Here is an 11,745-nt window from a genome sequence, read left to right on the forward strand (position 1 = left end):
CTGCGTGGGCCTGGTAAACCCTTGATCGACGAGGAAAGAACCGGGCGGGGTGTGATCTTGGCGATGGTGCCGTCCGGCCCGCTGCGGGCCGGACGGCGCGGGGCTCAGGCCGCTGCCACGGAGGTCTCCTCCAACAGTGCGGCGTGGTGGCGCCGGGCCACCTCGGGGTGGGCGCGCAGCCAGCCCTTGATCTCGTTGCGGCCGTACTCGGCGAACAGCGGGTTGGTCGTGTCCTGGGTGACGCCCGGGGCCCGGTCGGCGTGGGCGAAGGGCAGCGGCGCGATGCGGGCGTCGAGCCGGGGGTTGAAGAAGAAGGGCACGGAGAACCGCTCGCGGCTGCCGGCCGGGCTGATGACCCGGTGGTTGGTGGCCTTGAGGTAGCCGTTGGTGGCGACCTCCAGCAGTTCGCCGAGGTTGATCACGAAGGCGCCGGGCAGCGGGGGCACGTCGATGGGCGTGCCGTCGCCGCGGTCGACCTGCAGGCCGCCGACCTGGTCCTGCAGCAGCAGGGTCAGGAAGCCGTAGTCCTTGTGCCAGCCCACGCCCTGGCCCGCGCCGTCGGGGGCGGTGCCGGGGTAGCGCACGAGCTTCAGGTGCAGGTGGGGGCGGTCGGCGAAGGCGTCGTCGTAGAAGTCCTCCGGCGCGCCGATGGAGGCCAGCAGCTCGTGCAGCAGGCGCCGGGCGACGTCGCCGAGCCGCTCGACCCAGGCGAGGGCGGTGGTGCGCAGCTCGGGGAGGGCGGCGGGCCACTGGTTGGGGCCGTCCAGCCACCAGTAGCCGGGCTCGCCGGGGCCGGGGACGTGCGGCTCGCGCTCGGCGCCGATGTCGAGCTGGTCGCGCCAGTCCTGGCTGCCACCCGTGCGCTCGTCGCCGATGCGCGTGTAGCCGCGGAAGTGGGGGGAGTTGAGGTTGCTGATGGCGAGCCGATCGGCTTCGGGCAGGGCGAAGAACGCCCGCATGACGCGCATCAGCTCCGCGGTCTCCTCGGCGGTGATGCCGTGGCCGGTGAGCTGGAAGAAGCCCACGTCGCGCGCGGCGGCGTGCAGGGCCTCGCGGAAGCGGGCGCGGGCGTCGGGGCCGGCGGAGGCGGCGGAGAGGTCGAGGACGGGAAGCTCATTGATCATGGTAGGTCCACTGCGTGAGAGCCCGGTCACGCCCGGCGGGTGGCCGGACGGCCCGCCGAACAGCCGCAGGGTGTGCGGACGGAGCGGGGCCGGGGAGGGGTGGAAGGCAGGATGAGACGACCAGGCGCACCAAGAGATCGCCCGGAGGGGAACACGCGGCCGCGGGTCCCGGGTACGGGACGGGCTCAGGCGTGAGGTGTCAGCCGCAGCGGCGACAGGACGTGCTCGTGACGCGGGCGAAGTCCACGTGGCGGCGCTTGACGAGCATGTTCATAACGCCAGCTTATACGTTCTCAAAGGAACGGCCAGATGTCGGCGGCGTGGTACGCGTCACACGCCGTTCACAAAACCGCTGGGCGTTCACCCGTCGCCCGTTCACCTTCGGTGCTTGTCGACCAGCAGCGTCCGCTCGTAGTGCCGCATCTCCTCGACGTCCCGCGCGTACGGGCCGACGTGGGCGAAGAACGGCGGGAAGTGGGGGCCGCGGCGGAATCCGTGTTCGTGGTCCTCGACGGAGGACCACTCGATGCGCAGGACGTAGTGCTCCGGCTCCTCGACCCCGCGCGAGAGTTCGTACCCCAGGCACTGGGGAGCGGCGTACAGGTGCGGGGCCGCCGCGGCGTAGGCCTTCTCGAAGGCGGCGCGGCGCTCGGGGTCGGCGATGCGGTAACGGATGTATTCGACGGTCACGTGCACCCTCCTGCCGCGGAGACTAGCGGACATCGGCGGGCCCTTGGCCCTTCCGGCGCACGGCGTACCCGGTCCGCACCGGCGCCTGCGACGGAATTCCCCCGCTCCGGGTGTACGGGTCCCGGGGCAGGGGGATTGTGTAGGTCCGGGCGGGCGGAACGGCGCCGGGCCGGCCGGTTCCCGTACCGGCCCGCCCGGCACCGACCCGGATGACCGTCCGGACCGAACAGCCGTCCGGACCGAGCGGCGGTCCACCGGGCCGGCCGTCCGCCGCCCCTCGATCAGGGAGGCCTCGCACTCGTGCTCGTAGCATCCGCCCCCACACTGGCCGTCAACGTCCTGGACGCGTCCTCGTTGCTGACGGCCTTCGGCACGCTCGGCATCGCCGTCGTGCTGTTCGCGGAGACCGGTCTGCTCGTCGGCTTCCTGCTGCCCGGCGACTCGTTGCTGTTCACCGCGGGGCTGCTGTGCCGCTCCGGAGCCCATACCGGACCGCATCTGGACCTCCTGCCCGTGCTGACCGCCGCCGTGACCGGCGCCCTGCTGGGCGCGCAGTGCGGGTACGTCCTGGGGGCGCGCGGCGGCCGCGCCCTGCTGGCGCGCTCGCGCAACCGGCGGTTGCTGGAAGGCGCCGCCCGGGCCGAGGAGTTGCTCGGCCGCTACGGGCACGCGCGGGCGATCGTCCTGGCCCGCTTCGTACCGGTGGTGCGCACGGTGCTCAACCCGCTCGCGGGGGCGCTCGGCGTCCCGGCGCGCGTCTTCGCACTGTGGCAGGTGGCCGGGGGGCTGGTGTGGACGGTGGGGCTGACGCTGGCCGGATACGCCCTGGGGTCGGCCATCCCCGACATCGACCGCTATCTGCTGCCGCTGGTGGGCCTGGTGGTGGCGGTGTCGCTGCTGCCGGTGGCTCTGGAAGTGCTGCGCGGCAGGCGCCGGGCCACCGCCGCCCGGTCCAGTGAGGCCGCGGCACGCCCGCCCCACTCCGACCGGACTCCCGAGGTTCCCTCGGATCCCGAGGGGGCCCGTTGACGGCGCTCACGAGCCCCGGACCGCGCCCCGCACCCTCCCCCGGGTTCGACGGCTCGGGCATCGACGGCGGGCTCTACACGGACATCACGCACGACGCCCAGCACGCGCCGTGGCTGCTGAACGACACGGTCTGCACGTGGTCGGCGTTCGGGCTGGCGCTGTTCGCCGCGCTGATGCTCGTCGCCTGGTGGCGGGCCCGGCGCTCGGACTCGCCGATGATGGCCCGGGCGCTGGCCGTCCCGCTGGTCGTGGTGGCGGTCTACGGCGTGGACCTGCTGCTCAAGTCGGTGGTGCGCGAGGAGCGGCCCTGCCGTTCGATCCCCGGCAGCTTCACGCTCGCGGCGTGCCCGCCGCGGGACGACTGGTCCTTCCCCAGCAACCACGCGGTGGTCGCCTTCGCGGCGGCGGGCGCGCTGTGGCTGGTCGACCGCAGGGTGGGCGCGGTGGCCGTGCTGGCCGCGGTCGCGATGGCGGCCTCCCGCGTGTGGATCGGGGTGCACTACCCGCACGACGTCGCCGCCGGCGCCCTGGTGGGCATCGCCCTCGCCGTCCCTCTCACGGCGCTCGCGACGCACGGGGCGCGCTGGGTGGAGCGGGCCCGCAAGGGCCGGCTGCGGCCGTTGCTGGTGGCCCCGGCCTGAGCCGCAGGGCGCTCACGAACCCGAATCGGGGAACATCCCCCGATTACTGTAGGCTCGGACCGAGAAAACGGGGATCACCCCCCGCTTGACTTCCGGTCATCCGGCCGCAGAAAGGGATCCCGCATGCCCGCACCTGCCCTCGGCGACCTCACGTACCCCGGTACGGACCTCGCCGCCGACCGCCACCCGCTCTACGCCCACCTGCGCGCCCAAGGGCCCGTCCACCGCGTGCGCACCCCCGACGAACGCGACGCCTGGCTCGTCGTCGGCCACGACGAGGCCAGAGCAGCGCTCGCCGACCCCCGGCTGAGCTGCGACCTGCGCCACTCCCCCGGCTGGAGCGGGGACGGCGGCTACGCCATCGGTGCGAACATGCTCCAGACCGACCCGCCGGACCACACGCGGCTGCGCCGCCTGGTGGCACGGGAGTTCACGGCGCAGCGCATGGAAGCCCTCCGCCCGTGGATCGCCCGCCTGGCCGAACGGCTCGTGGCCGACCTGCCGTCCGGCGGCCGCGCCGACCTGGTCGAGTCCTTCGCGCTGCCGCTGCCGCTGACCGTCATCTGCCACCTGCTCGGCGTGCCCCCGGCCGACCGCGCCGACTTCCGTGCCTGGTCCGACGAGATGGTGCAGCCCACGAGCGAGGCGGCGGCCACCGCGGCCGCCGGGGCCATGACCGACCACCTCGCCCGGCTCATCGAGGCCAAGCGCACCGGCCCCGAGGACGACCTGCTCAGCGCCCTGATACGCACGGCCGACGACGACGGCGACCGCCTCTCGTCCGCCGAACTGCTGGGCATGGCCTTCCTCCTGCTCGTCGCGGGGCACGAGACGACGGTCAACCTGATCTCCAGCACGCTCCTCAACCTGCTGCAGGACCCCGGGCGCAGCGCCGCGCTGCGCGCCGACCCCGGCCTGACGGCGGCAGCCGTCGAGGAGACCCTGCGGCACGACTCGCCGGTGGAGCGGGCCGCGTACCGCTACACGAAGGAACCCGTCGAGATCGGCGGCACCCTCGTACCCGCCCGGCAGGCGGTGATCGTCGTCCTGTCCGCCGCGGCCCGCGACCCGCACCGCTTCCCCGAACCCGACCGTTTCGACCTCCACCGCGACGCGCGCGGCCACCTCGCCTTCGGCCACGGCGTCCATCACTGCCTGGGCGCGCCGTTGGCCCGCCTGGAGGCGGCCGTCGCGGTGGAGACGCTGCTGCGGCTCCTGCCCGGTCTGGCCCTGGACGCCGACCCGGCGGACCTGCAGTGGCGGCCGAGCCTGGCCCTGCGGGGCCTGCGGGCCCTGCCGGTGCGGTACTGACGCACCGGCCCGGGAGTGAGCGGCGCGTGCCCCGCCGCGTGGGATGCCCGCCGTGGCCGCACCGATGGGCTAGTTTGCGCCATGTGACGCCCTATAGGCCGACGGTATCCCGACGGGCCCTGGTGACCACCGGAACCGCCGCCGCGTGGGGAGCGGCGGTCCGGGGCCCGGCCGGTGCGGCCCCGCGCCGCGCGGGCCGGGTCCGCACCGGTTTCGAGCGGCTGGCCGCCGAGGGGTACCGGCTGCTCGCCGGACAGCGCATCGGCGTCATCACCAACCAGAGCGGCATCACCTGGGACGCGCGCGGCATCGTCGACGTCATGCACGCCGACCGCAGGGTGCGTACGGTCGCCGTCCTCGGCGGCGAGCACGGCTACCGCGGCACCCCGCAGGCCGGCCTGTCCGAGGGCGACACCAGGGACGCGGCGACGGGGCTTCCGGTGTACGACACCTATCGCAAGAGCGGGCGGCCACTGGTCGAGCTGTTCGAGCGGGCGGGGGTGGACACCCTCGTCTACGACAGCCAGGACTGCGGCGCCCGCTACTACACGTGCATCTGGACGCTCTACGACTGCCTGGCCGCGGCCGCCGCGGCCGGCAAGCGCTTCGTCGTGCTGGACCGGCCCAACCCCGTCTCGGGCCGGCACGCCCTCGGGCCCGTCCTCGACCCCCGGTGGGCCACCTTCGTCGGCCGGGCACCCATCGCCCAGGCGCACGGCATGACCGTCGGCGAGCTCGCGCTGCTGTACAACGGCGAATTCGTACCCGCCGTCGCCGGCCGCAGGGCGGAGCTGACCGTCGTGGAGATGACCGGCTGGCGGCGCGCGGACTTCTTCGACGCCACCGGGCTGCCGTGGGTGCCGCCCAGCCCCAACATGGCCACCCCGGACACCGCCCTGGTCTACTGCGGCACCGGCTTGTTCGAGGGCACCACCATGTCCGAGGGGCGCGGTACGGTGCGGCCGTTCGAAATGCTGGGCGCGGAGGGACTGGACGGGCGCTGGGCCAAGGCGGCCAATGCCGCCCGCCTGCCCGGCGTGCACTTCCGCGAGGCGTACTTCGTCCCCACCTTCGGCCCCTTCCAGGGCAGGACGATGGGCGGCGTGCACCTGCACGTCCACGACCGCGCCGCCTACGACCCCCTGCGCACGGCCGTTGCCCTGCTGGTGACCGCCAAGCGCACGTGGCGCGGGTTCGCCTGGCGACCGGACCACTTCATCGACAAGCTCTCGGGGTCCGCACGGCTGCGCACCATGATCGACGCGGGGGCGGACACGGACGAGGTCGTCGGCGCCTGGCGCTCGGAGCTCGCGGCGTTCCGGACCGTACGGGAGAAGTACTTGCGCTATGCGTGAGCGCCGCACCCGGCAGCGGGCGGATCAGCAGGGCAGCGGGTGCGGGACGTTCTCCGTGACGGGGCCGGTGTTGCGGCACAGCTGGTACCCCTGGGCATGCAGGTCGGCGATGATGTCGTTGAGCGCGGCGGGGAAGTTGCTGAACAAGTGGCCGAGGATCACGCCGTTGCGCTTCTCCTCCTGCGAGGCGTCGCGCACGCTCGCCCGGACGGCCTCGGCGCTGCGCAGCCCGCCCGGACCGTCGCCCTTCTCCCAGTCGTGCGTGTCGATGGTCCAGTTGCAGATGCGATAGCCCAGGTCCGCGGCCACGTCGCGCTCGCGCTCGCCGGCATCCCCGTAGGGGGGCCGCAGCAGGTTCCCATTGACGCCGCTGCGGATCTCGTCGTGCAGCTCCTGGTCGTCGAGGGCCGTGAGCTGCTTGTGGGTGAAGGAGTGGTTGCCCACCCAGTGGCCCTGCTGTCGCAGGGTGGCGGTGATGTTCGGGTACTGCGCGGCGAACTTGCCGATGAGGAAGAACGCCGCCCGGACGCCCTGGGCCTGCAGCTGGGCGCCGATGCGCACCGAGCGCTCCGGGTCGCTGTACGCCCAGTCGTCCAGGGACAGCAGCAGGCGCCCGGAGGTGTTGCCGCACCGCTCGCGGTCGTAGCCGCCCTCGGCCTCCGGCGGCGCGGACGCCCGGCCGGGGCGGCCGCCGTCGCCGTCGTGCGGCACCCCGTCCCCGCCCTCGCCGCCGGCGCGGCCCGGCGCCTTGCCCGCCGGCGCGCCCGCCCGCAGGGCTGCGCCCGCGCCCCGGCACTCGACGGGCAGGCGTGCCGGGCGCCCGTCGGCGCCGCGACGGGGCGCGCAGTCCAGGGGGTCGTCCTCCATCCGGGTCACCGCGAATGCGGAGCAGGTCACCAGCGCGGAGAGCACCGCGACGGTCTTCAGCGGAATCCGCCTGCGCCGCCGGTGGCGCCCCCGGCCACGCCGGAAGACCTCTGCGTATCCGGACATGCACGACTCCTCACGGGTGACGGACCGCCGGCACGGCACGGTCCCTCACCTCACCCCGGCACGACACCGGTTCGATGATCTTGACACCAACCCTCGGGGCAGGTGCGCACTCGCGCAACCGCGGACGCCGGGGCACGTCGCCCGCCCGGGTGGCGCCGCGCGCGGCGGCCGCGGCGGTCACGGCGTTGCGGGGCGCGCCGGGGCCGTAGGCCAAGCGGCCGTCGGACGAAGAGGTGACGCCACGCGCGGCCGGGGCCGCGACGGCGCCCCGTCAGGGGCGCGGGGAACTGCGCGATCGGCCACCGACGGCCCGCAGTCGAACGCGCCACCCCGGGATCCGGGCGCGGCATGGCACCCCGTCTGCGGGCACGTCGTGGCTTGTCGCGCCCACGCGGCGGCAGCCGCAGATCGAACGCTGCCCCGCGCCCCTGACGGGGCGCCGGTGCGCTCAGGCGGCTGCCAGCCAGCGGGTGTCGAGGACGCCTTCGGCGCTGATCGCGGTGGGGCCGGTCAGGAGTGCGGGGGCGCCGGCGGCGAGGGTGACGGTCAGGGCTCCGGCGGGGTTCTCGACGACGGTGGTGTCCCAGCCGCCGGCGGCGTGCTGGACGGCGGCGGCCGCCGCGCAGGCGACCGTGCCGCCGGTGCGTACCTCGCCGGTGCCGGGCCGGTAGGCGCGTACGCGCAGGCTTCCGCGGGGCAGCACGTTGACGAAGACGAGGTCGGGGGCGGGGCGGATGACGCCTGCGGTGCGGGGGAAGGCGGCGGAGTCGGTGCGCGGTTCCTTCGTCAGGTCGAGGTAGGAGACGGGGGTGTCGACGACGCTGACGAGGTGCAGGCTGCCGAGCGAGACCGTCGTGGCCGCATGGGTGCGGTCCTCGGCGGTCACCGATGCGGTGCCCAGCACCCGGGGGCGGGGCAGTGCGACGGTGGCGCGGCCCTTGTCGTCGACGGTGGCGCGCTGGTCGCCGACGGGGGTGGCGAAACCCACCGGGCCCGCGGGGGCGAGGCCGGCCTCGGCGAGGTAGCGGGCGGCGAAGCCGGCGGCGGGTCCGCACAGGAGGGTGTGCGAGCCGTCGGGCTCGCGGCAGTCGAGGAACCAGGCGGTGCGCGGCCTGCGGTGACAGCCGCCGCCCGCAGTCTCCACCAGCCGCACCAGCCCGTCGCCGCCCAGCCCGGCGTGCGGGTCGCACACGCGGCGCACGGCGTCCTCGGACAGCGGGATCCGGTCGCCGGGGTCGAGCAGGAGGAGGAAGCCGTCGCCGCAGCAGTGGCCCTTGACGTAGCGCGGCCCGGGCCGGGCGGTGCGTTGCCGTTCCATCGACCACCTTCCGGGTGCGGGATGCCGCGGCGGGCCCGCGGCGCCCTGGGGCGCATCGTGGTCCGGGGCGGGCGGGGGCCGCAACGCGTTCGCCGGGCTTCTGTCGGCCAACTGCCGGTCGGCTTCCGGTTCGTGGGGCGGGTGGTGTGCGCGCGTCCGCCGGGCGCATGGCGCCGTGTGCTCCGGCGCCGGGTTCGCACCGTCTCACCGTATTGCCTGCATAGCGGGCGGTAGGAGGCATCTTGACCGTGTCGGTGGGCACCTTACGCTGGAAGGGGCCGGTCGCGGGGGAGGCTGCCGGCGCGAGGGGGAATGGGTGGGGTGGACGGTTCCCAGGAGGTCGCCTTCGGTGCGCTGCTGCGCCGCTGCCGGCTCTCGGCGGGGATGACGCAGGAGGAGCTCGCCCGCGCCTCGACGCTGAGTGTGCGGGCCATCAGCGATCTGGAGCGCGGTCGCACGGCGAGCCCCCAGCGCAAGTCGGTCGAGCTCCTGACGAGTGCCCTGACGCAGCGTCAGCAGGTGGCGGGCGTACGGGACGGCGCCCGGCGGCTGCTGGAGGCGGCCGTCATGGCCCGGCTCTCCCCCGGACCCGGTCCCGGTCCCGAGCGGCCGGTGCTGTCGCACCCACGGCCGCCGGACGACGGCATTCCGCGCGAGCTGCCACCCGACGTCGCGGACTTCACGGGCCGCAGCGCCGAACTGCGCGAGGTGCGGGAGGCCTTGTGCCCGCCGCTGGGCCCGCCGCAGCGGCTGGTGCTCATCACCGGGCACCCCGGGGCGGGCAGGACCGCGCTGGCGGTCCACGCCGCCCACCGCTGCCGCGGCGCCTTCCCCGACGGGCAGGTCCACGTCGACCTGGCGCCCGCCGGCCGCCCGGCGCCGCGGCCCGACGAGGTCGTGCGCCGGGTCCTGCGGTCGCTGGGCGCCCCGGCGGGGGCGTACGACTCGCCGGAGGAGGCGAGCGCGCGCCTGCGCGCCGTCCTCGCGCGCAGGCGCGTGCTCATCGTTCTCGACGACGCCGTCGGCGAGGGCCAGATCCGCTGCGTGTGCCCGGCGCTCGGCGGTTCGGCCGTGCTCGCCACCGGCCGGCGGCGGCTCGCGGCGCTGCCCGGCGCCCGGCACGTCGAGGTGGGCGCCTTCACGACCGGGGAGGCGCTCGCCTTCCTGGCCCGGACGGTGGGGGCGGAGCGGGTGGGCCGGGCGCCCCGGGAGGCCGCGCGGGTGGCCGAGCTGTGCGGCCGGCTGCCGCTGGCGCTGCGCGTGGCCGGTTGCCGGCTGCGGGCCCGGCCGCACTGGACGCTGGGCACCCTCGCCGAGGAGGTGCTGGGCGAGCCGCGGACCCGGCTGCGCGAGCTGAGCGCGGGGGATCTGTCGGTGCGGGCGTCCGTGGCGGCGGCCTTCGCCCTGCTCGACGACCAGACCCAGTGGGCCCTGCTGCGGCTGGCGGCGGACGGCGGGACCGTCTTCGGGCTGCAGGGGGCGGCCGCGCTGCTGGGCTGCGGGGCGCCCCGGGTGCACCGGATCCTCGGCGACCTGCTGGACTGTCACCTGCTGGAGGTGACGGAGACGGAGGGCAGGACGCGCTACCGCCTTCCTGCGCTGGTGCGGCTGTTCGCGCTGGAGGGTCAGCGGGTGGTGTAGCCGCCGTTGACGAACAGCGTCTGGCCGTTGAGCCACCAGCCGTCGGTCAGCAGGAACTTCACGTACGGCACGATGTCCTCGATCTTGGTCAGTTCGCCGTTCATGGACGAGGACTTGTGGTACGCGATGGAGTCGTCGGTCTCGGCCGGGTAGAAGAACGAGGTGTCCATGGGGCCGGGGGCGATGTTGTTCACCGAGATGTTCCGGCCGAACAACTCCTTCGACAGCGCCCGGGTGAAGTGCTCGACCGGCGCCTTGCTGCCGGCGTAGACCGAGTACAGCCCCGTGTAGGCGGCGAGCAGCGAGGTGACGATCGTGACGATCTTCCCGCCGTCCTCGATGCGGCGGGCGGCCTCCTGCATCGTGAAGAAGGCCGCCTTGGAGTTCACCGCGAACATCTTGTCGTACTCGTCCTCGGTGACCTGGGTCATCGGCTTCTTGATCACCATGCCGGCCGTGTTCACCAGGCAGTCGACCCGGCCGAAGGCACCCACCGCGACCTCGAACAGACCCTCGACCTCCGACGGCCGGCTGAGGTCGGCCTCGTGCACCACCGCCTCGCTGCCGGCCGCCCTGACCGCCTCGGCGGTCTGCTGGGCCCCCTCCTTGGAGGACGGGCTGTTGTAGTGGACGACCACCTTTGCGCCGTCCGCGGCGACCTCCTTCGCGATCAGGCCTCCGAGGTTCCTCGAAGCGCCCCCGATCACGACGACCTTGTCCTTGAGCGTGTGGCTGGGCATGCGCCCCTCCTCGGCGAGGGCTGACGGCAGGGCACGACCAATTTATGGTGGTACGGCATGCCTCGCACGTCGGCACCCCCGCCGGCGGGGGCCCTTGGTCAGCCCTGTGCCGGCCCCTCCTCGTGGCGGCGCGGGAACAGCAGCCGGGCGATCAGCCGGGCGCGGGCGGCGGGCCCGCAGGGACGCTCCCCCGCAAGCCGCCCGCCGGCGCGCCCCGCACCGAACCCCTGGGCGATCTCCTCGGCGATTTCCTCGACGGACTCCTCCACCACGACGGGAGCCGGCTCCGGCTCGGGCGTGGGGCGGACGGAACGGTAGGCCTCGGCGCGCACGTAGGCGCCGAGTGCGCGCGCAGCATCGATGCGCATGACGTCACTCCTGGGTCGTACCTGCGGAACAGCCGGAACACGGCGACACCCCGCCCCCCTGAAAGGAGGGGACGGGGCGTGGACGTGCTCAGCAGCGCAGGACGGAGTGGTGCGCGTGCCCGGTGGCGACGGCGTCACCGGGGCGGGCCGGCGCCCGCGGGCCGGGGAGCCCCCCGGCCGCCCCGGCGGCGGGCACGAAGGCCGGCGGGCAGGTGTGCCTGCCCGCCGGCCGCCCGACCCTCCCCGGGCGCGGTACGCGCTGTTCGGTCGTACAGGTGACGCACTCGTCGGAGGAGTCGTCCTCCACCAGCGCGGAGACGGGCGCCCCCGCGCGGACGGGGACGGGCTCCGCGCCGGCGGACACCGAGCCCGACAGCACCAGCAGCACGGAGGTCAGCACGGCGACCACTGCCCGCACCACGGGCGGCAGGACTGCGGCGCGACCCCACATCGGCATGGTGAAAGGGTAGATGCGGCAGCACTTTCGGGGCATTCCGTCGATCGGGTGAGATTAGCCGGATACAAGTGATATTTC

Annotated in this window: 12 protein-coding genes; 5 read left to right on the forward strand and 7 right to left on the reverse strand. The window is 74.6% G+C overall.

Going from position 1 to position 11,745, the window contains the following annotated elements:
• Window positions 1-104: 104 nt before the first annotated feature.
• Window positions 105-1,124, reverse strand: a complete 1,020-nt coding sequence (locus AB0K17_RS17975; protein ID WP_365965752.1) for a 2-oxoglutarate and iron-dependent oxygenase domain-containing protein — start codon at window positions 1,122-1,124, stop codon at window positions 105-107.
• Window positions 1,125-1,499: 375 nt separating this feature from the next.
• Window positions 1,500-1,814 (reverse strand): antibiotic biosynthesis monooxygenase, encoded by a 315-nt coding sequence (locus AB0K17_RS17980; RefSeq protein ID WP_365965753.1) that lies wholly within the window; start codon window positions 1,812-1,814, stop codon window positions 1,500-1,502.
• A gap of 300 nt (window positions 1,815-2,114) precedes the next feature.
• Here AB0K17_RS17980 and AB0K17_RS17985 point away from each other — a divergent pair, with 300 nt between their 5' ends.
• From AB0K17_RS17985 to AB0K17_RS18000, 4 genes are all read left to right on the forward strand, one after another.
• The gene (locus tag AB0K17_RS17985; RefSeq protein WP_365983515.1) at window positions 2,115-2,843 is read left to right on the forward strand and encodes a DedA family protein; all 729 of its coding nucleotides are present in this window, start codon (window positions 2,115-2,117) and stop codon (window positions 2,841-2,843) included.
• Window positions 2,840-3,484, forward strand: coding sequence for a phosphatase PAP2 family protein (locus AB0K17_RS17990; RefSeq protein ID WP_365983516.1), 645 nt, complete (start codon window positions 2,840-2,842; stop codon window positions 3,482-3,484). Before AB0K17_RS17985 ends, AB0K17_RS17990 begins: the two co-directional genes overlap by 4 nt.
• Window positions 3,485-3,607: 123 nt before the next feature.
• Window positions 3,608-4,795, forward strand: a complete 1,188-nt coding sequence (locus tag AB0K17_RS17995; protein WP_365983517.1) for a cytochrome P450 — start codon at window positions 3,608-3,610, stop codon at window positions 4,793-4,795.
• 122 nt (window positions 4,796-4,917) lie between these two features.
• Entirely contained in the window at window positions 4,918-6,150 is a 1,233-nt protein-coding gene (locus tag AB0K17_RS18000) for a DUF1343 domain-containing protein (RefSeq protein ID WP_365983518.1), read from the forward strand.
• A 24-nt stretch (window positions 6,151-6,174) separates the two neighbouring features.
• Here AB0K17_RS18000 and AB0K17_RS18005 read toward each other — a convergent pair whose 3' ends face one another.
• Both AB0K17_RS18005 and AB0K17_RS18010 read right to left on the reverse strand, forming a co-directional pair.
• Entirely contained in the window at window positions 6,175-7,143 is a 969-nt protein-coding gene (locus tag AB0K17_RS18005) for a polysaccharide deacetylase family protein (RefSeq protein WP_365983519.1), read from the reverse strand.
• Window positions 7,144-7,591: 448 nt separating this feature from the next.
• Window positions 7,592-8,461, reverse strand: coding sequence for a hypothetical protein (locus AB0K17_RS18010; RefSeq protein ID WP_365983520.1), 870 nt, complete (start codon window positions 8,459-8,461; stop codon window positions 7,592-7,594).
• A gap of 321 nt (window positions 8,462-8,782) precedes the next feature.
• On the opposite strand from AB0K17_RS18010, the gene AB0K17_RS18015 reads away from it, so the two are divergent.
• Window positions 8,783-10,102 (forward strand): NB-ARC domain-containing protein, encoded by a 1,320-nt coding sequence (locus AB0K17_RS18015; protein ID WP_365983521.1) that lies wholly within the window; start codon window positions 8,783-8,785, stop codon window positions 10,100-10,102.
• Here AB0K17_RS18015 and AB0K17_RS18020 read toward each other — a convergent pair.
• From AB0K17_RS18020 to AB0K17_RS18030, 3 genes are all read right to left on the reverse strand, one after another.
• Complete coding sequence (locus AB0K17_RS18020; protein WP_365965763.1) at window positions 10,087-10,842, reverse strand: SDR family oxidoreductase; 756 nt, start codon at window positions 10,840-10,842, stop codon at window positions 10,087-10,089. The genes AB0K17_RS18015 and AB0K17_RS18020 overlap by 16 nt on opposite strands.
• A gap of 98 nt (window positions 10,843-10,940) precedes the next feature.
• Window positions 10,941-11,210 (reverse strand): hypothetical protein, encoded by a 270-nt coding sequence (locus AB0K17_RS18025; protein ID WP_365965764.1) that lies wholly within the window; start codon window positions 11,208-11,210, stop codon window positions 10,941-10,943.
• 88 nt (window positions 11,211-11,298) lie between these two features.
• Window positions 11,299-11,667: a hypothetical protein gene (locus AB0K17_RS18030; protein ID WP_365965765.1), complete on the reverse strand. Its 369-nt coding sequence runs from the start codon at window positions 11,665-11,667 to the stop codon at window positions 11,299-11,301.
• Between the last annotated feature and the right edge of the window lie 78 nt (window positions 11,668-11,745).

Source organism: Streptomyces sp. NPDC049585 (assembly GCF_040675615.1).
Lineage (GTDB): Bacteria > Actinomycetota > Actinomycetes > Streptomycetales > Streptomycetaceae > Streptomyces > Streptomyces luteosporeus.